This is a genomic window from Streptosporangium album (assembly GCF_014203795.1).
GTDB lineage: Bacteria > Actinomycetota > Actinomycetes > Streptosporangiales > Streptosporangiaceae > Streptosporangium > Streptosporangium album.
This window is the reverse complement of the sequence record NZ_JACHJU010000003.1, coordinates 320,443-345,780: the sequence shown is the minus strand read 5'-3', so window position 1 is coordinate 345,780 and position 25,338 is coordinate 320,443. Positions and strand designations below refer to the sequence as shown.

The following is a 25,338-nucleotide window of genomic DNA, read 5'->3' as shown; positions in this document are numbered from 1 at the left end:
GGTCGGGCTATGCCGGTCTTCGACTATGACCCACCCGAGAGGTTTGTGGCCGGTGCCGTGGGGCAGCCGGGCTCACGAGCCTTTTTCCTGCAGGCCCGGGGACAGGGCCGTTTGACCACCGTGGGGCTGGAGAAATTCCAGGTCGCCGCGTTGGCCGACCGCTTGGACGATCTCCTCGACGAGGTGCTGAGGCGTAGCGGCGGGGCCCCCCAGGTGCCGGCGGCCGCCCCGGCCGGTCTGACCGACAACGGTCCGCTCGACGTGCCGATCAGCGAGGACTTCAAGGTCGGCACGATGACGCTGGCCTGGGACGATGATGCCGCGCAGGTGGTGATCGAGGCCCAGGAGGTCGTCGCCGAGGACGAGGAGTTCGAGCCGTCTCCGCTCATCGAGCCCGCCGTGCTGCGTGTGCACATCAGCGCCGGGGCGGCCAGGGCCTTCACCAAGCGCGCCACGGCCCTCGTCGCGGCAGGGCGTCCGCCCTGCCCGCTGTGTGGTCAGCCGCTCGACGCGGAGGGGCATATTTGCGTGCGTCTCAATGGTTACCGGGGTAGTAGCGCTTCACTGGGTGAAGGAGGCGAATGAGTGCCGAAAGCGAGCCCACGCTGAGCGCGGCGCCCGCAGGGGGGCTGGACGACGAGACCGCTCTGCGCCTGCTCCGCGATGGCCGGCTGGAGGTCGCCGGCCGGCTGGTCGAGGCGACCAACATGACGCTCTACTGTTCGGTCCGGCTTGGCGGGCTCACAGCGGCCTGCGTCTACAAGCCGGTCCGCGGGGAACGCCCGCTCTGGGACTTCCCCGACGGCACTCTGGCGGCCCGTGAGGTGGCCGCCTTCGAGGTCTCTGCGGCGTCCGGCTGGCGGATCGTCCCGCCGACCGTCTACCGCGACGGCCCCTTCGGGCCCGGCATGTGCCAGCTCTGGATCGACACCGACCCGGAGGTCGACCTGATGGTGCTGATCCGCAGCCGTCAGCCCGCCCTGCGGCGGATGGCCGTGTTCGACGCCGTCGTCAACAACGCCGACCGTAAGGGCGGCCACCTGCTTCCCATGGTCGACGGCCATATCCACGGGGTGGACCACGGCGTCTCCTTCTCCGCCGAGGACAAGCTCCGCACCGTGCTCTGGCAGTGGCGTGGCAAGCCGCTGTCCCGGGAGGCCACGAACGTCCTCGCCCGCCTGGAGCGCGAGCTGGAGGAAGGGCGCCTGGGCCGCCGGCTCCGCGAGCTCCTCACCCTCGCCGAGGTCGAGGCCACCTGGCTCCGGGTCCGGAGGCTTCTCGACACCGGCCTGCACCCTCTCCCCTCGCAGGACTGGCCGGCCGTTCCCTGGCCCCCGATCTGAGGCCGTTCCCGGTGAGGGCATACCCTGCCGGGCATGTGCACGGTTGTCGTCAGCATCGATCCGGATGCGGAGATCCCCCTGATCCTCGTCGGAGTGCGCGATGAGTTCACCGACCGGCCACGGGTCCCCCCGGCTGAACACTGGCCGGGGCTGATCGGTGGACGTGATCTCCAGGCGGGCGGCACCTGGCTGGCCGTCGACCCCGTAGCCCGGCGGGTGGGTGCTCTGGTCAACGGCCATGGCGTGCCCGCCCCGCAGGAGACTCGCCGGTCCCGGGGCGACCTGCCGCTCCGGGTGGCGGCTCAGGGACGCCTGCCCGACCTGGAGCTGGCCCGCTACGACCCCTTCCACCTGATCCTGGCGGACCCTGCGGGAGCCCGCCTGTGGCACTGGGACGGGGACGCGCTCGCCGAGGAGGAGATCCCCCCGGGGACCCACATGATCGTCAACAGCGGCTGGGAGCGGGGTGAGGACAACGAGCGCGTCGCGTTCTTCCGCCCTCGCTTCGCCGAGGCCGGCCGCCCCGTGGCCATCGACGCTCCGTGGGAGAGCTGGCGGGAGCTCGCCACCGGAGCCGGCCTGCCCGTGGGGGATCCCCGCTCTCTGATCGTCCGTCACGAGCTGCCCGACGGACGGGTCTTCGGTTCCCTGTCGGTCACCCTGCTGGGCCTGGGCACGAGCGGTGTCCGCTACGACTTCACCGATGATCCACGCAACCCCGCGGCCTTCCACCGCGTTCTGCCGGAATGATGAACTGAGTTTCGGCGGTTGAGATGAGTGTCCTTTTGTCCACCGCCCCGAGCAGATCGGGGCGGTCTGTCTGCTGGATAGGCTCAATACATGAGATCGTGGTCTGCGCCGAAGGTCCCTCGGCTTCCCGGTGTTGGTGCTCCGCTACGGCTGTTCGACACTGCCGCAGGAGAGGTCGGCCCCACCCAGCCGGGCTCTACGGCGCGGATGTATGTCTGCGGCATCACGCCCTACGACGCCACCCACATGGGCCATGCCAACACCTACCTCGCCTTCGACCTGGTCAACCGCGCCTGGCGGGACGCCGGCCACGCGGTCCACTTCACTCAGAACGCCACCGATGTGGACGACCCTCTCCTGGAGCGTGCCTGGCAGACCGGGCAGGACTGGCAGGAGCTGGCCGAGCGTGAGATCGAACTGTTCCGGACGGACATGGAGGCACTGAGAATCCTCCCGCCGCGTGAGTACGTCGGTGTGACCGAGGTGATCGGCCAGGTCGTCGAGCTGATCGAGCTCCTGCGCGACAAGGGCGCCACCTACGACCTCGACGGCGACGTCTACTTCGACGTCGCCGCGGCGCCCAAGTTCGGCGCGGTCTCCGGATACTCCGAAGAGCGGCTGCTCGACCTGTCCGCCCAGCGCGGCGGTGACCCCGGGCGGTCCGGAAAGAAGCACCCGCTCGACTGGCTGCTCTGGCGCGCCGAGCGTCCCGGCGAGCCGTCCTGGCCATCGCCGTTCGGCCAGGGAAGGCCCGGCTGGCACATCGAGTGCACCGCTATCGCGCTGGCCAATCTGGGCAGCGGGTTCGACGTCCTGGGGGGTGGCTCCGACCTCGTCTTCCCGCACCACGAGTGCGGCGCCCACGAAGGACACGTCGCCTGTGGCGAGTGGCCCTTCGCCAAGGCCTACGTGCACGCGGGCATGGTCGCCCTCGACGGCGAGAAGATGTCCAAGTCCAAGGGCAACCTGGTCTTCGTCTCCCGGCTCCGCCAGGAGGCCGACCCCATGGCGATCCGGCTGGCTCTGCTGGCCCACCACTACCGTGCCGACTGGGAGTGGACCGATGACCAGCTGGCCTCCGCCGAGGTACGGCTGGCACGCTGGCGTTCGGCCGTGGGCCTGCCGGCCGGCCCCGAGGCGGAGGGCGTGCTCGCGGACCTCCGCGCCCGCATGACCGACGACCTGGACGCTCCCGGAGCGCTCGCAGTCGTCGACGCCTGGGCCGGACGGGCGCTGGGCGGGGAGGGCGGGACCGACCCCGGGGCGCCCGCGCTCGTCAGGGAGATGGTGGACGCGCTCCTGGGCATCGAACTCTGAGGGCCGTCCTCCGGGCGGGACCCCAGGTGGGGAGCCGGGACGTCTGGCTCCCCACCTGGTTGATCATCCCTGAGGGTCGATCGTTTCCCGCGGCCCGTGTGAGGATCGTTTCGGCGTACGCGTCAGCGCCGTGCCGGCGGGGATGAGCCGCCGCCCGCGACATCGCCCATGCCCATCACGCGACCTTGCGGATCGAAGGCTCGCCACGAGGCGCCCGGTTCGTTCTACGCCTACCGCTACTGGATGCGGACGAGGACGGCCCGCCCGTGAAAACATGACCCACGGCTGCCGGGTGAGTCGCTCCGGCCGGCTGTCATGTCACGGAGGTTGCCCGTGCCGAGCCGGTGGTGATCCGCCCGTCGGAGCGCGAAGATCCTGGACCCGCCACGAGGGCGTAAAAAATCTGAGCCCGCGCCGCCGAAGCGGTGCGGGCTCAGACCGAAGCCTTTTAGCTCAGATCAGATGACCTGAACCTGGTCGGCCTGCGGGCCCTTCTGGCCCTGCGTGGTGGTGAAACTGACACGCTGGTTCTCCTCCAGGGTGCGGTAACCACCGGAGTTGATAGCCGAGTAGTGCACGAAGACATCGGCGGTGCCGTCATCCGGCGCGATGAATCCGAAGCCCTTTTCGGCGTTGAACCACTTAACAGTGCCCTCAGACAAACTACTTCTCCTCATTGGGAGCCTCACCAAACCGTCAGGTCGACGGCTCGGGGCTGCGTTGCGGACCCTACCATGCATCCGCGGAAACCATCCGGAGAAACTGTAACGCCCGCTGTCGGGGTCTTCCTGTGAGTGCTTGAGATGACAAGCACCAGCGAGAACTACGACTGCAACCATTAAAGTATACAGGCGGCGGACGTGACGGGCAAACATCTCCACGGTGGGTCGGCGGCCCCGGGCGCCACGGCCGATCCCCCTCCGGAGGGAGTCCGGTCATCCGCCGGAAGGCCCGGCGCGAGGCCGGGAGCGCGCACCTCGCGGGAGGCGGTTTCATGGTCCGACGGGCCTCCGCATCCGTCAGGGCGCGCTCGGCATCGCGGCGGATGACTCAGGGGAAAGCCTCTGGAGGAAGCGTTCGCGCTCGTCCTCGGAGAGACGGTCGATGAACAGAAGGCCGTCGAGATGGTCGACCTCGTGCTGCAGGAGCCGCGCGAACGTGCCCAGGGCGCGGACGGTGACGGGCTTGCCGAACATGTCACGGCCTCGTGCGGTGACCATGTAGGAGCGTTCCAGCGGCCACCAGAGCCCCGGGGCGGACAGGCAGGCCTCGTCGGCGACGATCTTCCGCTCGGACGGTTCCAGGCGTGGGTTGACCAGATGGCCGGACCTGCCGTCCAACTCGTAGGCGACGACCCGGAGCGGGACCCCGATCTGGGGGGCGGCCAGGCCCGCACGGTGGGCGCCGGCGCGCATGGTGGCCTGAAGGGACCTGACCAGGTCGCGCAGGCCGCGGTCGAAGGTGGTCACGGGCTCGGCTACGGTCCGTAGCGCTGGATCTGTGAACGGTCGGATCGACTGGACGGCCACACACACTCCCCGAGGCGACGGACTGACACGCACACGATTCCCCTCGCCCCCTTGCCTCAACCGTGACCGGCGGAATCGCCATATTTCCGGGCCGTTACATATGTGCGGCCTGTGCATTGCACATTTCGGGCGTTAGTTACACGTAACCCGTGCACCATCACGGAGCGTTAATGTGCGTAATCCTCCGCCTCTATGTTTTTCGCGATGACCCCCCTTTTCGGAAACCAGGAGGAGCGATGGCGGAGCGCTGGATCAGCGAGTGGCGGCCCGACGACCCGGACTTCTGGGAGGCGGGAGGACGGAAGATCGCCCGGCGGAACCTGGTCTTCTCCATCTTCGCCGAGCACCTCGGCTTCACGCTCTGGACGGTGTGGAGCATCGTGGCCGTGCAACTCGGCGCCTACGAGTTCTCCACCGACCAGCTCTTCTGAATCGTCTCGCTGCCCAACCTGGTCGGCTCGGCGCTGCGCATCCCCTACTGGGTGTTCCTGCTGATCGCGGCGACCGCCGGCCTACGACACCGCCCTCGCCGCCGCGGCGCGACTCCTCCGCCGCCATCGGGATCATCTCCGCGATCGGCGCGTTCGGCGGCTTCTTCATCAACCGGGGATTCGGCAGCTCCATCGCCGCGACCGGGGGCGCGGGTGCCCGCGCTGGCCGCCTTCGCCGGTTTCTACGTGATGTGCGCGCTTCTGACCTGGGCCTGCTACCTGTGGACCGTGGGTCCGGTGCGGAGCCTCGCGGCTGCCCGGGTGTGAACGGCTCACACCCGGCCCATCGTCAATGTGAACGTGGTTAGCGGCTTGTAGCACATCGGTAACAGGGGGGACCCAGCAGTGAAACCGCCTGAAAGCACCATCGGACCCATGCCGATCTCACTTCCCACCCGGGCGCCTGTGAAGGCGGGGACGGCGACGCACTGCCCCTACTGCGCGCTGCAGTGCGGCATGAACGTCGCCGTGGACGAGACGGTGACGATCACCCCGAGGAAGGACGTCCCGGCCAACGCGGGCGGACTCTGCCAGAAGGGCTGGACCGCGGGTGAACTGCTGACCGGCGAGGGCCGGCTCACCACCCCGCTCCTGCACGGGGAGGCGGTCGGCTGGGACGAGGCGCTCGACTTCGGCCTCTACACCAAGATCACCGGAGGTCAGCGGATCGACCTGTTCGGGGCGCGGGTGGAGCAGCTCCCGCTGATCTGGAGGCGGCTGGTGGACGCCGGGTTCGAGTCGGGCCACGCCTACGGCAAGGCGCTGCGCACGGTGAAGTCCTGCGCGGGCTCCACCTGGTGCCGGTACGGCGTGCAGGATGCCGTCGGCCTGGCCATCTCCCTGGAACTGCGTTACCGGGGGCTCCGCTCGCCGCACAAGCTGAAGTCGGCCGTCTCCGGCTGCGCGCGCGAGTGCGCCGAGGCCCGGAGCAAGGACTTCGGCGTCATCGCCACCGAGCAGGGCTGGAACCTCTACGTCGGCGGCAACGGCGGATTCACCCCGCGGCACGCCGACCTGTTCGCCGGTGACCTGAGCACCGAGGAGCTGATCCGCGTCATCGACCGGTTCCTGATGTTCTACGTCCGCACCGCGGACCGCCTGCAGCGGACCTCGGTCTGGCTGGAGGCCCAGGGCCTGGACTACGTCAGGCAGGTGATCCTGGAGGACTCGCTCGGGATCTGCGCCGAGCTGGAAGCCCAGATGGAACGGCACGTCTCCACCTACGCCGACGAGTGGCGGACGGCCATCGAGGATCCGGACAAGCTGCGGCGCTTCGTCTCCTCCGTCAACGCCCCGGGCACTCCGGACCCGTCGATCTCCTTCACCGCCGAACGCGACCAGATCAAGCCCGTCCTCATCCCGCTGGAGGTGGTCCGCTCGTGAAGCCGACGCCCACGGCCGAAGACATCGACGACACCCTCATGGAAGGGAGACTCCCCACGATGACCGTCCTTCGCGAGTACGCGACGACGACCGGCTGGACCCCGGTCTGCGCCTACACCGACCTGCTGCCCGAACGCGGTGCCTGCGCGCTCGTCGGCCCTCACCAGATCGCGCTGTTCCGGACCTTCGACGGCGAGCTGTTCGCCATCGGCAACCAGGACCCGTTCAGCGGCGCCCAGATCCTCTCCCGGGGGATCGTGGGCACCAGGGCGGGCGAGCCAAGCGTCGCCTCGCCCATGCACAAACAGGTGTTCTCACTGGTCACCGGCAGGTGCATGGACGACCCGAGGGTAGCCGTGCCGACCTATCCGATCCGTGTCACCGACGGCACGGTGGAGGTGAGCGCGAGGTGACCGCGCACAGATCCCGACACGGTGAACGAGGAGTGGTGAACGACAGATGAGCATCGCCCTGCTGGACAGTCCCGCGGAGTCCCCCGAGACCGCCCCTGACGCGCTGGCCGGGTTCACGATCGGGGTGACCGCGACCCGGCGGCGTGAGGAGTTCTGCGCGCTGCTGGAACGGCGAGGCGCCAGAGTGGTGCGCGCCCCGGCGATCCGGCTGGTGCCGCTGGCCGAGGACGCCGATCTGCTGGCCGCGACCAGGGCCAGCCTGGCGGCCCCGATCGACGACGTGGTGGTCACCACCGGGGTCGGTTTCCGCGGCTGGATCGCCGCGGCCGAGGGCTGGGGGCTGTCGGGCGACCTGGCGGAGCACCTGACCTCCGCACGGCTGCTGACCCGCGGGCCCAAGGCGCGCGGCGCGGTCCGGGCCGCCGGACTGAACGACCACTGGACGCCGTCCACCGAGTCGTGCGAGGAGGTGAAGCAGTATCTCCTCGCCCAGGACCTGCGCGGCCGCCGCATCGCCGTGCAGTTGCACGGGGAACCGCTGACCGGGTTCGTGGCCGCGCTGCGCGGGGCGGGAGCCGAGGTCATCGAGGTGCCGGTCTATCGGTGGCTGCCCTACCGCGACACCTCGCCGCTACGCCGCCTGATCAGCCAGGCGATCTCCGGCGGGGTGGACGCGGTGGCCTTCACCAGCGCCCCGGCGGTGCTGGCCATGCTGGGCGCGGCCCGTGCCGAGGGCCTGGAGGACGCGCTGGTCGCGGCCTTCGCCGGACCGGTCGTCGCGGCCTGCGTGGGTCCGGTCACGGCGGGGCCGCTGCTGGCGCGCGGGGTGCCGGCCGTACAGCCCGAACGTGCCCGCCTCGGCGCGCTGGCCCGCACGCTCGCCCGGCATCTGCCCGAGCACAGCGTCACCCGACTGGTCGCGGGTGGTCACAGGCTGGAGATCCGCGGCCATGCCGTGGCCGTGGACGGCGAGCTCAAGCCGCTGCCGCCCGCGCCGATGGCGGTGCTCAAGCGCCTGGCCGGCAAGCCAGGCCATGTGGTGGCCCGCTCCGAGCTGCGGACCGTGCTTCCCGGTGGCCCGTCCCGTGACTCGGCGGAGCACGCCGTCGAGATGGCCATCACCCGCCTGCGCCGTGCCCTGGGCCCCTCGGGCATCGTCGAGACGGTCGTCAAACGCGGCTACCGCCTGGCCTGCGACCGCCACGAGATCAGGTGAGGGGACGTTCCGGCCCGGCGCACGGGCCACGGCACGGCCGCTCCGGTGCGGACACGGTCCGGCCGCACCGGAGCGCTCCGATCAGGCCCTCGGGGAGTCCAGCCGCAGCTCTCGGATGATCTCCTTGGCGCTGTCGTCCCGTGACGGCAGGAAGCCGGCGCCGACGAACGTCTCGTCGTAGGCGTGGCGGAAGCAGCCGGCCAGCAGCAGCCGGGCGCTGGCCAGGGGGTCCACCTCGGCCGAGATCCGGCCCGCCCGCTGCTCGGCCGCCAGATACTCGGTCAGCGGGATGATCTCCGCCATCGGCCCCAGCTCGGTGTCGCGCATCGCCTCGCGGAAACGGACGGTGACCGAGGGAGAGGTGAAGGCGGGCAGCGCCGCCGACTGGACCTCGTGGTAGTAGTCGATGCCGGCTCGCGCGACGGGCAGCAGATTGTCGCTGACCCGTCCCCTGCCGACCAGATGCATCAGCTCGTCGAGGATGCGGAGCCAGACCGGGAGCCGATCCTGGAGCAGGGCGAAGAACATGTCGACCGCGTGCCCGGGAGGGGCGCCCCGGCGGTGCGTGTGCGACAGGACTCCCTCGCCGTCCTCACGTTTCATGTGCACGGCCAGCTCGAGGACGCGTCGTCGCGTCTCCTGGGCTCTCTGGTACGGGTCGAGCTGTGGAGCCGACGTCGTCGCCCTAACATGCGCAGTCACATGGCCAATGTGCGGCATGGCGCCGGTGGTTTAACCGATGTTTACCGAGCTGTGTTTTTCCTGGCTGTGGAATCGTTGTGGGACATCGCCCATGCCCGGTGGGACTCCGTGGAACCGGGCGGGCACCCGTCGTCATCCCGAAGCGGTGCGAAAAGGGCAGACCGGGTGCCGGGTGTCTCTCAGCCGTCGCCGTCGCGGTCGCGGCGGCGCAGGTAGCGCTCGAACTCCGCGGCGATGGCGTCTCCGCTCGCCTCGGGCAGCTCGGCGGCGTCCTTGCGCTCCTCCAGCTCCTTGACGTATTCGGCCACCTCGCTGTCCTGCGATGCCAGCTCGTCCACGCCGTGCTCCCAGGCCCGTGACTCCTCGGCCAGGGTGCCGAGCGGCATCGGGATGTCGAGGAGGTCCTCCATCCGGCTGAGCAGGGCCAGGGTGGCCTTGGGATTGGGCGGCTGGGCGACGTAGTGCGGCACCGACGCCCACAGCGAGACGGCGTTGATCCCGGCGGTGCCCAGCGCGTGCTGGAGGACGCCGACGATGCCGGTGGCCCCCTCGTAGCGGCTCAGCTCCAGATTGATCGCCCGGGCCAGGCCCTCGTCGGTCGCCGAACCCACGATCGGCACCGGACGGGTGTGGGGGGAGTCGTTGAGGAGGGCGCCGAGCAGCACCGCCAGCTCCACTCCCAGCTCGCGGCAGACCACGATGATCTCCTCGCAGAAGGCGCGCCACCGCATGTTGGGCTCGATGCCGCGCAGCAGCACCACGTCGCGGTCCACGCCCGGCGGCCTGGCCACCGACAGTTTGGTGGTCGGCCAGGTGATGGAGCGGGTCAGCCCCTCGCCCATCTCGACGATGGGGCGGGTGACCTGGAAGTCGTAATACTCCTCCGGGTCGATGGAGACCAGCGGGGTCGCCTTCCACTCGCCCTCGAGATGCGCGATCACTCCGCTCGAGGCCTCGCCCGCGTCGTTCCACCCTTCGAACGCGGCGATCAGCACCGGGTCGACGAGCTCGGGTAGACCTTCGAGTTCGATCACGCGCCGCCTCCTTCTGGCCTCGCCGTACTATCCGGCTAAGCCTATGCGGTGAGGGGGCCTTTACGTCACCTTCCCGGAGCGTTGTGGACGATGAGCACACCACGGCCCGTCTGCGGCGGGACCCGGCCGCTCGATCGCTTAATTGGACCACAAGTCCAGTTAAGGTCGAGAACAATGCTCCTCCGAGGGTTCCCAGTAAGCTTCCCCTCATGACTAGCAGACCGTCTTTCCGTGATGTCCTGGCCGAGCGCGTCATGGTCGCCGACGGGGCCATGGGGACGATGCTGCAGGCACACGACGTCACCCTGGACGACTTCGAAGGTCACGAAGGCTGCAACGAGGTGCTCAACGCCACCCGCCCCGACATCGTGCGGGCCGTGCACGACGCCTATTTCGAGGTCGGCGTCGACTGCGTCGAGACCAACACCTTCGGCGCCAACCTCGCCGCCCTCGGCGAGTACGACATCTCGGCACGGACCTACGAGCTGTCGGAGGCCGGTGCCCGGGTCGCCCGCGAGGCGGCCGACCACTGGTCCACCCCTGACCACCCCCGTTACGTGCTCGGCTCGATCGGCCCCGGCACCAAGCTCCCCACCCTCGGGCACAGGCCGTACGCCGTGCTGCGCGACGCCTACTACGACAACGCGGCCGGGCTCGTCGCCGGGGGCGCCGACGCTCTGATCATCGAGACCTGCCAGGACCTGCTCCAAGTCAAGGCCGCCGTCATCGGGGCCAGGCGGGCCATCGCCGACTCCGGGCGCGACGTGCCGGTGATCGCCCAGGTGACCGTGGAGACCAACGGCGCGATGCTGCTCGGCTCGGAGATCGGCGCCGCGCTCACCGCCATCGAGCCGCTCGGCGTCGACGTCATCGGCCTCAACTGCGCCACCGGCCCCACCGAGATGAGCGAGCACCTGCGCTACCTGGCGCGCCACGCCCGGGTGCGGCTGTCGTGCATGCCCAATGCGGGCCTGCCGCAGCTGACCTCCGACGGCGCCCACTACCCGCTCACCCCGGACGAGCTCGCCGACGCCCACGAGAACTTCACCCGCTCCTTCGGCCTGTCCCTGGTCGGCGGCTGCTGCGGCACCACTCCCGAGCACCTGCGCAAAGTGGTGGAGCGGGTGCGCGGCAACGAGCTCCACCCCCGCCGCCCTCGTCCCGAAGCCGGTGCGGCCTCCCTGTATCAGCACGTCCCGTTCCGTCAGGACACCTCCTACCTGGCGATCGGCGAGCGGACCAACGCCAACGGCTCCAAGGCCTTCCGCGAGGCGATGCTCGCCGAGAACTGGGAGGAGTGCGTCGAGATCGCCCGGGCCCAGTCCCGCGACGGCGCGCACATGCTCGACCTGTGCGTCGACTACGTGGGTCGCGACGGCGTCAAGGACATGAAGGAGCTGGCGTTCCGCTTCGCCACCGCCTCCACGCTGCCGATCGTGCTCGACTCCACGGAGCCCGCCGTGCTGGAGGCCGGCCTGGAGATGATCGGCGGCAGGGCGATCATCAACTCGGTCAACTACGAGGACGGCGACGGCCCCGACTCGCGTTTCACCAAGATCATGAAGCTGGTCCGGTCCCACGGCGCGGCCGTCATGGCGCTGACCATCGACGAGGAGGGCCAGGCCCGCACCGCCGACTGGAAGCTCCGGATCGCGACCCGCATCATCGAGGACCTGACGGCCAACTGGGGGATGAAGGTCGAGGACATCCTCATCGACACCCTCACCTTCCCGATCGCCACCGGCCAGGAGGAGACCCGCCGCGACGGCGTCGAGACCATCGAGGCCATCGCCGAGCTCAAGCGGCGCTACCCGGGCGTGCAGACCGTGCTCGGCCTGTCCAACATCTCCTTCGGGCTCAACCCGGCCGCGCGCATCGTCCTCAACAGCGTCTTCCTCAACGAATGCGTCAACGCCGGCCTCGACTCGGCCATCGTGCACGCCTCCAAGATCCTGCCGATGGCGCGCATCCCCGACGAGCAGCGCCAAGTGGCCCTGGACATGGTCTACGACCGCCGCAGGGAGGGGTACGACCCGCTGCAGCGGTTCATGGAGCTTTTCGAGGGCGTGGACGCCGCCTCGGTCAAGGCCGACCGGGCCGCGGAGCTGCTCGGCCTGCCGCTGTGGGAGCGGCTCAAGCGCCGCATCGTCGACGGCGAGCGCAAGGGCCTGGAGGCCGACCTCGACGAGGCGCTGGCGCAGCGCCCGGCTCTGGAGATCGTCAACGAGGTGCTCCTGGACGGCATGAAGACCGTCGGTGAGCTGTTCGGCTCGGGCCAGATGCAGCTGCCGTTCGTGCTTCAGTCGGCCGAGGTCATGAAGACCTCCGTGGCCTACCTGGAACCGCACATGGAGCGGGTCGAGGGAGAGAACAAGGGCCGCATCGTGCTGGCGACCGTCAAGGGCGACGTGCACGACATCGGCAAGAACCTGGTCGACATCATCCTGTCCAACAACGGCTACGAGGTCGTCAACCTCGGCATCAAGCAGCCGGTGTCGACGATCCTGGAAGCGGCCGAGGAGAAGAACGCCGACGTCATCGGCATGTCCGGGCTGCTGGTGAAGTCCACGGTCATCATGAGGGAGAACCTCGAGGAGATGAACTCCCGGGGGATCTCCCAGAAGTTCCCCGTCCTGCTCGGCGGGGCCGCCCTGACCCGCGCCTACGTGGAACAGGACCTCGCCGAGCTGTTCCAGGGCGACGTCCGCTACGCCCGGGACGCGTTCGAGGGCCTGCGCCTGATGGACGCCTTCATGGCGGTCAAGCGGGGCGAGAGCGGCGCGAGCCTGCCGCCGCTGCGTGAGCGGCGGGTCCGGAGCGGCGCGACGCTGGTGCGGACCCCGGAGGCGGAGCTCCCCGCCCGGTCCGACGTGGCCGCCGACAACCCCGTCCCCACGGCGCCCTTCCTCGGCGAGCGGATCGTCAAGGGCATCCCGCTGGCCGACTACGCCGCGTTCCTGGACGAGCGGGCGACGTTCATGGGCCAGTGGGGCCTCAAGGCCGCGCGCGGCGGCAGCGGACCCTCCTACGAGGAGCTCGTCGAGACCGAGGGCCGGCCGCGCCTGCGGATGTGGCTGGAGCGGATGCAGACCGAGGGCCTGCTGGAGGCGGCCGTCTCCTACGGCTACTTCCCGTGCGTCAGCGACGGCGACTCGCTGATCATCCTGGACGACGCGGGCAACGAGCGGACCCGGTTCACCTTCCCCCGCCAGCGCCGCGACCGGCACCTGTGCCTGTCCGACTTCTTCCGCTCCAAGGACTCCGGAGAGGTCGACGTGGTCGCCTTCCAGGTCGCCACGATGGGCAACCGGGTCTCCGAGGCCGCCGCCGAGCTGTTCGCCAAGGACGCCTACCGCGACTACCTGGAGCTGCACGGCCTCTCGGTGCAGCTGACCGAGGCGCTCGCGGAGTACTGGCACGCGCGGGTCCGCAGCGAGCTCGGGATCGGCGGTGACGAGTCGCTGGAGGACATGCTGAAGGTCAACGTCACCGGCTGCCGTTACTCCTTCGGCTACCCCGCCTGTCCCAACCTGGAGGATCAGGTCCAGCTGATGGAGCTGATCGACCCCTCCCGGATCGGGGTGAAGCTGTCGGAGGAGTTCCAGCTCCACCCCGAGCAGTCCACCTCCGCGTTGGTCGTGCACCATCCCGAGGCCAGCTACTTCAACGTGTGACCGTAAGGGGTTTTCGGGGAATGGACGCGGTTCTCTTCGATATGGACGGCCTTCTCGTGGACAGCGAGAAGATCTGGTTCCAGGTCGAGTGCGAGGTGATGGAACGGCTCGGCGGCCGCTGGGGGACCGCCGACCAGGAATATCTGGTGGGCGGCTCCATGACGGCCGCCGTCACCCACATGCTCAAGATCTCGGGGGCCGGCGCCCATCCCGACGACGTGGCGGCCTGGATGCTGGAGGGCATGACGAGCAGGCTCGCCGACGGCGTGGAGATGATGCCCGGCGCCGCCGAGCTGCTGGCGTCGGTACGGCGGGCGGGCCTGCGCACCGCCCTGGTCACCTCCTCGGTGCGGCCGATCGCCCAGGCGTGCCTGAAGGGGATCGGCGTCGACAACTTCGACCACGTGGTGACCGGCGACGACGTGATGAGGACCAAGCCCCACCCGGAGCCCTACCTCACGGCCGCCCGCCTGCTGGGCGTGGCCGCGGCGCGCTGCGTCGCGCTGGAGGACTCCCCGAACGGGGTGACCTCGGCCACAGCGGCGGGCTGCCGGGTGGTGGCGGTGCCGAGTGTGCTGCCGATTCCCGCCGCGCCCGGCCGCCTGGTCGTCGAGTCCCTGAGGGAGATCGACGTCGACGTCCTGCGGGCGCTGGCGGCCCGCGACTCCTGACCGGGGTCTCCCTGAGAGGGGGGCCTCGCCCCCCTGAGACGGGCCCTCCGCCCCCTTAGGGGATGATCCCTCCCCAGGGAGGAGGAGCTCCCCGGGTTCGGCGTGCCAGGATGGATCGGGTAAGCCGATACGAGGGGCGGTCCGCTATGTCGTTCGAACAGATCGCGTGGTTGCCGCTCTGCGCCGGGGTGACCGGTGTGGGGCTGGTGCTCAGTTTCCTGGCGATGCGCCGCAGAGGAGCGGTGGCCGGATTACGCGGCGTGGCCTGGTCGCTGCTGCCGCTGGCGGCCTACCTGACCGGTGCGCTGCCCACTCTGTGGCGGATCGGCACGGCGATCGCCGGGTTCTTCGCCGGGGTGGTGTTCAACCCCATGGTGTGGGCCGGAGTGGCGGTGACCGGGCTCTCCCTGGTGCTGTTCCTGGTCACCGGCAGGCTGCGCGGCCGCCGTACGGCACGGTCCGCGGCGCCCGAAACCCCCGCGGTGCGGACGCCCGCGGCACCGGGCGGGCCGGTGACCTCCGGAGGGGGCGTCACCCAGCCGTTGCCGCAGCGCAAGGCGGCGCCCGCGGCGCAGCCCGCCGCGAAGCCCGCTGCGAAGCCTGCCGCGAAGCCCGCTGCGAAGCCTGCCGCGGACGACGATTTCTCCGACATCGAGGACATTCTCAAGCGTCGTGGGATCGGATGACGCTGAGTTACCTGTCAGTGCAATGTCACAAATCCGAGACAGAAGCGGCACGGGTTCCGGACATTCGCCTCAAGATCAGAACAAATGAATTTCACGTGAATCACAGTTGGGCCACATAGCGCTCCAGGGGACTAGTCAGCCCAGATCAGCCCATAGATTCTGCGTCACGGGACCGTGAAACGGACCCGTAGACACAGGACGCGCGACCCCGACCCGGGGGACGCCGTCCATCGGACAACGTCGTCTGGGATCCAGGGGGCCACTGTATGACCGCACCGCTCGATGTCTCCGGGGAGGCCATGGAGGCCCAGCCGGAGGCCGTGCTTCAAGGGGCGGGCGGAAAGGCCATCGAAGGCCGTTCGCTCGGCCAGATCGCCTGGATGCGCCTCAAGCGCGACAAGATCGCGATCATCGGCGCTTTCGTCGTGGTCTTCCTGACGCTGGTCGCGATCTTCGCCGAGCGCCCTTTCGGCGGCCTGATCGCGCTGTTCGGCGACCCGCCGAACCTTCCCAACAACGACCTCGTCGATCCGATGACCAGTGCTCCGGTAGGGGCCTGGGGCGGCATCAGCCTGGAGCACCCGTTCGGCCTCGAGCCGGTCAACGGCCGTGACATCTTCGCCCGGATCCTGTCCGGCGCGCAGATCTCGCTGCTGGTGGCCTTCCTCGCCACACTGGTCTCGGTTGTGCTCGGCTCGCTGCTGGGCGTCGTCGCGGGCTACTTCGGCGGCTGGATCGACACGGTCATCAGCCGCCTGATGGACATCTTCCTGGCCTTCCCGCTGCTGCTGTTCGCGATCGCCATCGTGGGCGCACTGCCCGACCGCGCGCTCGGCCTCTCGGGCAACGGCCTGCGGATCGCGGTGATCGTGTTCATCATCGGCTTCTTCAGCTGGCCCTACATCGCGCGCATCGTGCGCGGTCAGACCCTGTCGCTGCGCGAGCGGGAGTTCGTGGACGCGGCACGGTCGCTGGGCGCGGGGAACGCCTACATCATCTTCCGTGAGATGCTCCCCAACCTCGTGGCGCCGATCCTCGTCTACTCGACGCTGCTCATCCCCACCAACATCCTCTTCGAGGCCGCGCTGTCGTTCCTCGGCGTGGGTGTGAACGAGCCCCAGGCGTCCTGGGGCGGCATGCTCACCCGAGCGGTCGACTACTACCAGATAGCCCCGCACTTCATGATCGTCCCGGGCCTCGCGATCTTCATCACCGTGATGGCCTTCAACCTGCTGGGCGACGGGCTCCGGGACGCCCTCGACCCCCGAGCCCGGTAGCGACCGCTTCCGGTCCTCAATATCACCGTCACTCATGACAAGGGGTGTACAACCACGATGAGGAAGACCAACGCTCTGGCGCTCGCCGCGCTGGGTACCGCGCTGACCATGGGTCTCGCCGCCTGTGGCGGCACGGCCGGTGGAGGCGGCAACACGGGCTCCGGGAACAACGGCGCCGGTGCCGCGGCCTCCACCGCCAAGCACAACGACGGCTACACCAAGGTCGTCAACGCCTCCGACGCCAAGGGCGGCACGCTCAAGTTCGCCCTGTCGGACGAGCCGGACTCGATGGACCCGGGCAACACCTACTACGCGTGGAACTGGAACTTCTCGCGTCTGTACGCCCGCCCGCTGATGACCTACAACCCCTCGCCCGGCGAGAACGGCCTGAAGCTCGTCCCGGACCTGGCCGAGGGGCCCGGTGAGGCCAGCGCCGACGGCAAGACCTGGACCTACAAGCTGAAGAAGGGCATCAAGTACGACGACGGCACCGAGGTCAAGGCCGCGGACGTCAAGTACGCCATCGCCCGCAGCAACTTCACCTCCGAGCTCACCGACGGCCCGAAGTACTTCGCGCAGTACCTCGACGCCGGCGACTACAAGGGTCCGTACAAGGACAAGAACCTCGACGACTTCAAGGGTGTCGAGACCCCGGACGACTACACCGTCGTCTTCAAGCTCAAGGACCCGTTCGCGGAGTTCGACTTCCTGGTCGCCAACCCGCAGTCCGCGCCGGTGCCGCAGGCCAAGGACACCGGTCTCGACTACGAGAAGACCGTCGCCTCGACCGGTCCCTACAAGATCGAGAGCCACGAGGTCGGCAAGCAGTTCAACCTCGTGAAGAACGAGAACTGGGACCCGGCCACCGACACCACCCGCAAGCAGATGCCGGACCGCATCGAGGTGCAGTTCAAGCAGAACGCCGAGGACATCGACCAGCGCCTGATCGCCGGGCAGATCCAGGTCGACCTCGCCGGCACCGGCGTCCAGACCGCGGCCCGCGCCAAGATCGTCGGCGACCCCAAGCTGAAGGACTCGACGGACAACCCGTTCACGCCGTTCAACCGCTACGCGATGATCTCGACGGCGATCAAGCCGTTCGACAACATCGACTGCCGTAAGGCCGTCCAGTATGCCACCGACAAGGTCGCCACCCAGGCGCCGTGGGGTGGCCCGCTCGGCGGCGATATCGGCACCACCGCGATGACCCCGACCACGGTCGGCTACAAGCCGTTCGACCTGTACCCCAACGGTGCCGACCACAAGGGCGACCTGGCCAAGGCCAAGGAGGCCCTGACGGCCTGCGGTCAGCCCAACGGCTTCGAGACCAACATCGCGGTCCGCGGTGACCGGACCAAGGAAGTCCAGGTCGCCGAGGCCCTGCAGGCCTCGCTCGACCGGGTCGGCATCAAGGCCACCATCAAGAAGTACCCCTCGGGTGACTGGAGCGCGCAGTACGCCGGCAAGCCGGACTTCGTGCACAAGAACGGCCTGGGCATCATGATCGCCGGTTGGGGCTCCGACTGGCCGTCCGGGTTCGGCTTCCTGTCGCAGATCGTCGACGGCCGCTTCATCAAGGCCTCCGGCAACTACAACATGATGGAGCTCAACGACAAGTCGGTCAACGAGCTGCTCGACAAGGGCATCCAGACCACCGACACCGCCGCTCGCAACGAGATCTGGTCCGAAGTGGACAAGAAGGTCATGGAGTCGGCGGCGTTCCTGCCGTTCGTCTACGAGAAGACCCTCATCTTCCGCCCCGCCAACCTGACCAACGTGTACGTGCACCCGGCCTACGGCATGTACGACTACACGTGGCTCGGTGTCAAGCAGTAGTCCTTCTCTAAGCCAAAGGCAGGTGAAGGCCTGACGGTGCCCGGGAGCGATCCTCCCGGGCACCCCGGCCGAACGATCGTGGTCGCTTTCATCGTCCGCCGCGTGATCGCCGCCGTGCTGATGCTCGTCATCGTCAGCGTGGCCACCTTCGCGATCTTCTTTCTCATCCCGCGCGCCCTGGGACAGACCCCTGAGGGCATGGCGTCGCGCTACGTCGGACGGGATGCCACGCCCGAGGCGATCCAGGGCGCTGTCAAGAGGCTCCACCTGGACGACCCGCTCATCGTGCAGTACGGCCGGTTCGCCCAGGGCATCGTCGTCGGCCAGGATTACTCACTGGGCCCCAAGCCCGCCAAGTGTCCGGCGCCGTGCTTTGGGTTCTCCTTCAACAACAACCAGCCGGTCTGGCCGACGCTGCTCGACCGGCTCCCCGCGACGCTGTCGCTCGCCGCGGGCGCGGCGATCACCTGGCTCGTCGTCGGGGTCAGCATCGGCGTCGTCTCCGCGCTGAGACGCGGCAGCGCGCTCGACCGTGCCGCCATGACCGTGGCGCTCGCCGGAGTGTCGTTGCCGGTCTACTTCACCGGCCTGGTCTCGCTGTCGGTGTTCGCCTACACCCTCGGGATCTTCCCCGGCGGTGGCAGCTACATCGGGATCACCGAGAATCCGCTCATGTGGTTCCAGTCACTCGTGCTGCCCTGGATCACCCTGGCGTTCCTCTACGCCGCCCTCTACGCCCGGCTCACCCGGGCGGGCATGCTGGAGACCATGGGTGAGGACTACATCCGCACGGCACGCGCCAAGGGTCTCAAGGAGCGCACGGTCGTCACCAAGCATGCCCTGCGCGCCACGCTGACCCCGATCCTCACCATCTTCGGCCTCGACCTCGGGCTGCTGCTGGGCGGTGCGGTGCTCACCGAGAGCACCTTCTCCATCCCCGGCATCGGCAAGCTGGTCATCGACGCGATCCGGGGCAACGACCTTCCGGTGGTGCTGGGCGTGACCCTGTTCGCCGCCTTCTTCATCGTCCTGGCCAACCTCATCGTGGACGTCCTGTACGCGGTGGTCGACCCGAGGGTGAGGCTGTCATGACGACTGCGCCCGACTCCTTCCTGGAACTGCGCGACCTGCGCATCCACTTCCCGACCGAGGACGGCCTGGTCAAGTCCGTCGACGGCCTGTCCTTCAAGCTCGACCGGGGCAAGACCCTGGGCATCGTGGGCGAGTCGGGTTCCGGTAAGAGTGTCACCAGCCTCGGCATCCTCGGTCTGCACAAGGGCGGCCGGGCCAAGATCTCCGGCGAGATCTGGCTGGACGGCGAGGAGCTCGTCAGCGCGAGCACCGACCACGTGCGGACGCTGCGCGGCAAGAAGATGGCGATGATCTTCCAGGATCCGCTGTCGGCGATGCACCCCTTCTACACGGTCGGCGCCCAGATCGTCGAGGCCTACCGGATTCACCACGACGTCAGCAAGGCGGTCGCCCGCAAGCACGCGATCGACCTGCTCGGCCGGGTGGGCATCCCGCAGCCCGACAAGCGCGTCGACAGCTACCCGCACGAGTTCTCCGGCGGCATGCGCCAGCGCGCCATGATCGCCATGGCGCTGTCGTGCGACCCCGAGCTGCTGATCGCCGACGAGCCGACCACCGCCCTCGACGTGACGGTCCAGGCGCAGATCCTGGACCTGATGCTGGACCTGCAGCGCGAGTTCAACTCCGCGTTGATCATCATCACCCACGACCTGGGCGTCGTCGCGGAGCTGTCGGACGACATCCTGGTGATGTACGGCGGCAAGTGCATCGAGTACGGCTCCGCCGAGGACATCTTCTACCGGCCCGAGCACCCCTACACCTGGGGTTTGCTGGGATCGATGCCCCGCCTGGACCGTGAGCCCACCGAGCGGCTGCTGCCGATCAAGGGCACTCCGCCCTCTCTGATCAACGTGCCGTCCGGCTGTGCCTTCCACCCCCGGTGCACCTTCGAGGACCGAACCGGAGGCAAGGCCACCACCGAGGTGCCCGAGCTCCTGGAGATCGAGGGTGGGCATCTGGTCCGATGCCATCTGCCGCGTGCGGAGCGACGGGCCATCTGGGAAAACGAGATCAAACCGATGATGGAGAGCACGTGACGGTTGATGACAAGGGCGCGGCTGTGACCGATCCCGAGGCGCTGCTGTCCGTCCAGGGCCTGCAGAAGCACTTTCCGGTGACCAAGGGCCTGCTCAAGCGTCAGGTCGGCGCGGTCAAGGCGGTCGACGGCGTCAGCTTCTCCGTCCGCGAGGGCGAGACGCTCGGCCTGGTGGGCGAGTCCGGCTGCGGCAAGAGCACCACCGGCCGCCTGATCACCCGCCTGCTGGAGCCCACCGCAGGGAAGATCGTCTTCGAGGGCCACGACATCACCCACATGTCGCAGGCCAAGATCCGGCCGCTCCGCCGTGACATACAGATGATCTTCCAGGACCCCTACTCGTCGCTCAACCCCCGGCACACGGTGGGCGCCATCGTCGGCGCGCCGTACCGCATCCAGGGCGTCCAGACCGAGCAGGGCACCAAGAAGGCGGTCCAGGAGATCCTGGAGCTGGTCGGGCTCAACCCCGAGCACTACAACCGCTACCCGCACGAGTTCTCCGGCGGCCAGCGCCAGCGCATCGGCATCGCCCGCACGCTCGCGCTCAAGCCCAAGCTCATCATCGCCGACGAGCCGGTCTCCGCTCTGGACGTCTCCATCCAGGCCCAGGTGGTCAACCTCCTGGAGGACCTGCAGAACGAGCTCAACCTGACCTACGTCATCGTCGCGCACGACCTGTCGGTCATCCGGCACATCAGCGACCGGGTGGCGGTGATGTACCTCGGCAAGATCGTCGAGCTGGCCGACCGCAAGGCCCTGTACGAGTCGCCCATGCACCCGTACACCACGGCCCTGATGTCGGCGGTCCCGGTCCCCGACCCGGCCCGGCGCAAGGACCGCGAGCGCATCCGGCTCCAGGGTGACGTGCCGAGCCCGCTCAACCCGCCGCCCGCCTGCCGGTTCCACACCCGCTGCTGGAAGGCCCAGGCGGTCTGCAAGACGGTGGAGCCGCCGCTGGTCGAACTCGCGACCGGCCACCAGGTCGCCTGCCACTTCCCGGAGAACGCCCCCGCCGCCGGGGAGTCCGCGGCCGCGGGGACCGTCTCGGCCTGAGCGCCTGACGGACGCCTGTGCTGTGCGGCATGCCGTACAGCACAGGCGTTCTCGTTTCTGAAACGTTCCATTGCCAGGCTTTACTGCCGACTGTCACATTTGTGCCACAGCCTTCCGCAGGGGCTGGTCAGCCATGCCCGTCGCATGGATCCTGCGATCACCGGAATTCCGCACGATGGCCATGACCTGGCCGCGAGACGGCTATGAGGTGCAGCATGCGACGAGACGGTATGCCCTTGCGCAGCACGGCGGCGGTGATCCTGGGCGCGGCCCTGATCATCTCGGTGGCGGCGTGCGGTGGCGGAGGCGGGGCGGCGCCGGGGGCCACCGCGGCCGGCGCGCCGAAGGACTCGACTTTCATCTTCGCCTCCTCGGCGGACCCCAGCATCCTCGATCCGGCCTACCACAGTGACGGCGAGTCCTCCCGGGTGACCAACCAGATATTCGAGACGCTGGTGGCCACCGAAGTCGGGGGCACCGAGGTCGCGCCGGGACTGGCCGAGAGCTGGGAGGTCAGCAAGGACGCCAAGACCTACACCTTCAAGCTGCGCCAAGGGGTGAGATTCCATGACGGTGAGGCGTTCAACGCCGCCGCCGTGTGCGCCAACTTCGAGCGCTGGTACAACTTCACGGGGCTGGCACAGTCCGACTCGGTCTCCTACTACTGGGTGACCGTGTTCCGGGGCTTCGCCAAGAACGAGTCCGACAGCCTCGGCAAGAGCCTGTACGGCGGGTGCACGGCCAAGGACGACAGCACCGTGGAGCTCAAGCTCACCGAACCGTCCGCCGCCGTGCTGTCGGCGCTGACACTGTCGTCGTTCGGCATCGCCAGCCCCAAGGCGCTGAAGGGCTACAAGGCGGACGAGGTGAGCGGGACTCCCGAGTCACCCCAGTTCACCGGGACCTTCGGCACCGAGCACCCGACGGGCACCGGGCCGTTCAAGTTCTCTTCCTGGACCCGCGGCGACAAGCTGGAGCTGGTCCGCAACGACGACTACTGGGGTGAGAAGGCCAAGCTGAGCAAGATCATCTTCCGGCCCATCGAGAAGGCCGCCGACCGGGCGCAGGCGCTGCGCGCGGGCTCGGTCCATGCCTTCGACTATGCCGACCCGGCCGACCTGGAGTCGCTCAAGAGCGCCGGGACCCAGGTCATCGAACGGGCGCCGTTCAACATGGGCTACCTCGGTTTCAGCCAGAAGACCAAGATCATGCAGAACCAGAAGATCCGCCAGGCGATCGCCCACGCGATCAACCGCGAGAACGTGGTGAAGACCAAGTACGCCACGGGCGCCAAGGTCGCCAACGCGTTCATGCCGGACAGTCTCTGGAGCTACACCGAGGACTTCGCCAAGTACGACTACAACGTGGACAAGGCCAAGCAGCTCATCGCCGCCTCCGGCGAGACGGACCCGACGCTGGAGTTCTGCTACCCGAGCGGGGTCAGCCGCGCCTACATGGTCGATCCGGCCGGGAACTTCCAGCTGATGAAGGCCGACCTGGAGGCCGCGGGCTTCAAGGTCACCCCCAAGACCTCACCCTGGAGCCCCGACTACCTGAACATCTCCCAGGCCGGTGACTGCCCGCTCTACATGCTCGGCTGGAACGGTGACTTCGGCGACCCCGACAACTTCCTCGGCACCCTGTTCCAGTCCTTCTCCAACCAGTGGTCGTTCAGGAACGAGCCGATCTTCAAGGTGCTGAACGACGCGGAGCGGGAGCCTGACCAGGCCAAGCGCGAGGAGCTGTACAAACAGGCGAACGCGCTGATCGCCGACTTCGTGCCGGGCGTGCCGTACGCGCAGAGCCCCTCGTTCTCCGCGGCCGCCAAGAACGTCCGAGGCTGGGTGCCGAGCCCGGTGCTCAACGACGTCTTCGCCACGATCTCGCTGTCCTGACGGATGCTGAGGTTCGTCGTCAGACGGCTGCTCCTGCTCGTCCCGATCCTGGTGGGACTGTCGATCCTGCTGTTCCTGTGGGTCAGGGCACTGCCGGGAGGGCCCGCCGAGGCCCTCCTCGGTGAGCGGGCCACGCCGCAGGCCGTCGAGCGGGTCAGGAGGCTCTACGGCCTGGACCGCTCCTGGTACGAGCAGTACGTCACCTGGGTGGGCAACCTCCTGCACGGAGACCTCGGCGTGTCCAGCCGGACCCAGCATCCGGTCCTGGAGGAGCTGCTCCGGACCTTCCCGGCCACGGTGGAGCTCGCCCTCACCGCGATGATCTTCGCGGTGGGGGTGGGCATCCCCCTCGGCTACTTCGCGGCCCGCTGTCACGGTACCTGGCTCGACCATGTCTCGGTCGCCGGATCGCTCTTCGGCATCACGGTCCCGGTCTTCTTCCTGGGCTACATGCTGAAGTTCGTCTTCGCCGAGAAATTCGGGATCCTGCCCACCGACGGCCGCCAGGACCCGCTGATCGACACCGTGCACCCCACCGGGTTCTACGTGCTGGACGGCCTGGTCACCGGATACCCCGGAGCGTTCTGGGACGCGCTGGCGCACCTGGTCCTGCCCGGTGTCACCCTCGGGACCATCCCGCTGGCGATCGTGGTGCGCATCACCCGCGCCTCGGTGCTGGACGTGCTCCACGAGGACTACGTGCGCACCGCCGAGGCCAAGGGGCTGCGACCGGCCACGGTCCGGGGGCGTCACGTGCTGCGCAACGCCATGCTCCCGGTCATCACGATCATCGGTCTCCAGGTCGGACTGCTGCTCGGCGGCGCCGTGCTGACCGAGACCGTCTTCGCGTTCCCGGGTTTCGGCAAGTTCATCGCCGACTCGATCATGGCCAGGGACTACGCGGTACTGCAGGGCTTCATCCTGTTCACCGCCGTGGTCTTCGTCCTGGTGAACCTGCTGGTCGACATCGCCTACGGGCTCATCGACCCGAGGGTGAGGGTCGCGTGAACGGACACGACGTCGTGACGGGGTGGACCACATGAGCCTCTCCCAGGCCGAAGCGGCCGTCATCCCGGACGAGGCCGGTGGCAGTCTCGGCAGGGACGCCTGGCGCCGGCTGCGGCGCAACCCGATCGCGATCACGGGTGCCGTCCTGGTGATCCTGTTCGTCGCGGTGGCCCTGCTCGCTCCGTGGCTGGCCCCCTTCCCCCCGGACAAGCCGGTCGGCCAGGTCACCCCCACCTCCATCCCCGGCCCGTCCGCCGAGCACTGGTTCGGCCTCGACGACCTGGGCCGTGACGAGCTCACCCGCGTTCTGTGGGGCGCTCGCTGGTCCCTGGTCATCGGCGTGGTCTCGCTGCTGCTCGGCATGGCGGGCGGGCTGCTGCTCGGACTGCTCGCCGGGGCCTTCGGCGGCCTGGTCGACACCATCGTGATGCGTTTCGTCGACATGGTGCTGTCGATCCCCGGCCTGCTGTTCGCCATCGGCATCGCCGCCATGCTGGGAGCGGGGCTGGACTCCGTGATGATCGCCATCGCGGTGGTGAACGTGCCGATCTTCGCCCGGTTGCTGCGCGGCCAGATGCTGGCCCAGCGCCAGTCCGACTACGTGCTGGCGGCCAGGGCGGTCGGCGTTCGACGGTGGCGGATCGTGCTCGGCCACATCCTGCCCAACTCGTTGACCCCCGTCATCGTGCAGGGCACGCTCACCCTCGCCACCGCCATCGTGGACGCGGCCGGCCTGGCCTTCCTGGGCCTGTCCAGCAACGACCCCAGCATCCCCGAATGGGGCCGGATGCTGGCCGACACCCAGCGCTATCTGTCCAGTGCGCCGCTGCTCGCGGTCTTCCCCGGGTTGGCCATCGTCTTCGCCGCGCTCGGCTTCACCCTGCTGGGGGAGTCGCTGCGCGAGTCTCTCGACCCCAAATACCGGCGGTGAA

22 protein-coding genes and 2 pseudogenes are annotated in these 25,338 nt (G+C 68.8%); 20 read left to right on the top strand and 4 right to left on the bottom strand.

The window, feature by feature from the left end; all coding sequences use genetic code 11:
- Positions 1–9 precede the first annotated feature (9 nt).
- The 4 genes from FHR32_RS31445 (at position 10) to mshC (ending at position 3,410) form a co-directional block, all read left to right on the top strand.
- Positions 10–585: an Rv2134c family protein gene (locus FHR32_RS31445; RefSeq protein ID WP_184758157.1), complete on the top strand. Its 576-nt coding sequence runs from the start codon at positions 10–12 to the stop codon at positions 583–585.
- Positions 582–1,343 carry an Rv2133c family protein gene (locus tag FHR32_RS31440; RefSeq protein WP_184758156.1) on the top strand — a complete coding sequence of 254 codons (762 nt, stop codon included), beginning with the start codon at positions 582–584 and terminating at the stop codon, positions 1,341–1,343. Before FHR32_RS31445 ends, FHR32_RS31440 begins: the two co-directional genes overlap by 4 nt.
- A 33-nt stretch (positions 1,344–1,376) precedes the next feature.
- Positions 1,377–2,093, top strand: coding sequence for an NRDE family protein (locus tag FHR32_RS31435; RefSeq protein WP_184758155.1), 717 nt, complete (start codon positions 1,377–1,379; stop codon positions 2,091–2,093).
- A gap of 90 nt (positions 2,094–2,183) precedes the next feature.
- Positions 2,184–3,410, top strand: coding sequence for a cysteine--1-D-myo-inosityl 2-amino-2-deoxy-alpha-D-glucopyranoside ligase (gene mshC, locus FHR32_RS31430; protein ID WP_184758154.1), 1,227 nt, complete (start codon positions 2,184–2,186; stop codon positions 3,408–3,410).
- 458 nt (positions 3,411–3,868) lie between these two features.
- On the opposite strand, the gene FHR32_RS31425 is transcribed toward mshC, so the two are convergent.
- Entirely contained in the window at positions 3,869–4,072 is a 204-nt protein-coding gene (locus FHR32_RS31425; protein ID WP_012892399.1) for a cold-shock protein, read from the bottom strand.
- 357 nt (positions 4,073–4,429) lie between these two features.
- A complete protein-coding gene (locus FHR32_RS31420; RefSeq protein ID WP_184758152.1) occupies positions 4,430–4,939 on the bottom strand; it encodes a peptide deformylase in 510 nt (169 codons plus the stop codon).
- A 236-nt stretch (positions 4,940–5,175) separates the two neighbouring features.
- Here FHR32_RS31420 and FHR32_RS31415 point away from each other — a divergent pair, with 236 nt between their 5' ends.
- The 5 genes and pseudogenes from FHR32_RS31415 to FHR32_RS31400 all read left to right on the top strand — a co-directional run bounded on the left by FHR32_RS31415 (position 5,176) and on the right by FHR32_RS31400 (position 8,442).
- Positions 5,176–5,370: a hypothetical protein gene (locus FHR32_RS31415; protein ID WP_184758151.1), complete on the top strand. Its 195-nt coding sequence runs from the start codon at positions 5,176–5,178 to the stop codon at positions 5,368–5,370.
- A 435-nt stretch (positions 5,371–5,805) separates the two neighbouring features.
- Positions 5,806–5,970, top strand: a pseudogene (locus tag FHR32_RS47390) (hypothetical protein); the annotation flags it as partial.
- 81 nt (positions 5,971–6,051) lie between these two features.
- Positions 6,052–6,813, top strand: a pseudogene (locus FHR32_RS31410) (nitrite reductase (NAD(P)H)); the annotation flags it as partial.
- Positions 6,810–7,226, top strand: coding sequence for a nitrite reductase small subunit NirD (nirD, locus tag FHR32_RS31405; protein ID WP_376773417.1), 417 nt, complete (start codon positions 6,810–6,812; stop codon positions 7,224–7,226). The pseudogene FHR32_RS31410 and the gene nirD, both read left to right, overlap by 4 nt.
- Before the next feature lie 46 nt (positions 7,227–7,272).
- Positions 7,273–8,442: a uroporphyrinogen-III synthase gene (locus tag FHR32_RS31400; protein ID WP_184758149.1), complete on the top strand. Its 1,170-nt coding sequence runs from the start codon at positions 7,273–7,275 to the stop codon at positions 8,440–8,442.
- A gap of 81 nt (positions 8,443–8,523) precedes the next feature.
- On the opposite strand, the gene FHR32_RS31395 is transcribed toward FHR32_RS31400, so the two are convergent.
- The gene (locus FHR32_RS31395; protein WP_184758148.1) at positions 8,524–9,144 is read right to left on the bottom strand and encodes a hypothetical protein; all 621 of its coding nucleotides are present in this window, start codon (positions 9,142–9,144) and stop codon (positions 8,524–8,526) included.
- A 179-nt stretch (positions 9,145–9,323) separates the two neighbouring features.
- The gene (locus FHR32_RS31390; RefSeq protein WP_184758147.1) at positions 9,324–10,178 is read right to left on the bottom strand and encodes a PAC2 family protein; all 855 of its coding nucleotides are present in this window, start codon (positions 10,176–10,178) and stop codon (positions 9,324–9,326) included.
- A 209-nt stretch (positions 10,179–10,387) separates the two neighbouring features.
- Here FHR32_RS31390 and metH point away from each other — a divergent pair, with 209 nt between their 5' ends.
- The 11 genes from metH to FHR32_RS31335 all read left to right on the top strand — a co-directional run bounded on the left by metH (position 10,388) and on the right by FHR32_RS31335 (position 25,337).
- Positions 10,388–13,852: a methionine synthase gene (gene metH, locus FHR32_RS31385; RefSeq protein ID WP_184758146.1), complete on the top strand. Its 3,465-nt coding sequence runs from the start codon at positions 10,388–10,390 to the stop codon at positions 13,850–13,852.
- A gap of 20 nt (positions 13,853–13,872) precedes the next feature.
- Positions 13,873–14,523 (top strand): HAD family hydrolase, encoded by a 651-nt coding sequence (locus FHR32_RS31380; protein ID WP_184758145.1) that lies wholly within the window; start codon positions 13,873–13,875, stop codon positions 14,521–14,523.
- A gap of 146 nt (positions 14,524–14,669) precedes the next feature.
- Positions 14,670–15,209 (top strand): cellulose synthase, encoded by a 540-nt coding sequence (locus FHR32_RS31375; protein WP_184758144.1) that lies wholly within the window; start codon positions 14,670–14,672, stop codon positions 15,207–15,209.
- A 266-nt stretch (positions 15,210–15,475) separates the two neighbouring features.
- Complete coding sequence (locus FHR32_RS31370) at positions 15,476–16,486, top strand: ABC transporter permease (RefSeq protein WP_184758143.1); 1,011 nt, start codon at positions 15,476–15,478, stop codon at positions 16,484–16,486.
- 57 nt (positions 16,487–16,543) lie between these two features.
- Positions 16,544–18,322 carry an ABC transporter substrate-binding protein gene (locus FHR32_RS31365; protein ID WP_184758142.1) on the top strand — a complete coding sequence of 593 codons (1,779 nt, stop codon included), beginning with the start codon at positions 16,544–16,546 and terminating at the stop codon, positions 18,320–18,322.
- A 78-nt stretch (positions 18,323–18,400) separates the two neighbouring features.
- Positions 18,401–19,414 (top strand): ABC transporter permease, encoded by a 1,014-nt coding sequence (locus tag FHR32_RS31360; RefSeq protein ID WP_184758141.1) that lies wholly within the window; start codon positions 18,401–18,403, stop codon positions 19,412–19,414.
- Positions 19,411–20,451, top strand: a complete 1,041-nt coding sequence (locus FHR32_RS31355; protein WP_184758140.1) for an ABC transporter ATP-binding protein — start codon at positions 19,411–19,413, stop codon at positions 20,449–20,451. The genes FHR32_RS31360 and FHR32_RS31355 overlap by 4 nt, the downstream gene beginning before the upstream one ends.
- Positions 20,448–21,503, top strand: coding sequence for an ABC transporter ATP-binding protein (locus FHR32_RS31350; protein WP_312882788.1), 1,056 nt, complete (start codon positions 20,448–20,450; stop codon positions 21,501–21,503). Before FHR32_RS31355 ends, FHR32_RS31350 begins: the two co-directional genes overlap by 4 nt.
- A 215-nt stretch (positions 21,504–21,718) precedes the next feature.
- Positions 21,719–23,398, top strand: coding sequence for an ABC transporter substrate-binding protein (locus tag FHR32_RS31345; RefSeq protein ID WP_184758138.1), 1,680 nt, complete (start codon positions 21,719–21,721; stop codon positions 23,396–23,398).
- Positions 23,399–23,401: 3 nt separating this feature from the next.
- Positions 23,402–24,406, top strand: coding sequence for an ABC transporter permease (locus FHR32_RS31340; protein WP_184758137.1), 1,005 nt, complete (start codon positions 23,402–23,404; stop codon positions 24,404–24,406).
- Between the two features lie 31 nt (positions 24,407–24,437).
- On the top strand, positions 24,438–25,337 hold the full coding sequence (locus FHR32_RS31335) for an ABC transporter permease (RefSeq protein WP_184758136.1): 900 nt from the start codon (positions 24,438–24,440) through the stop codon (positions 25,335–25,337).
- Position 25,338: the final 1 nt, after the last annotated feature.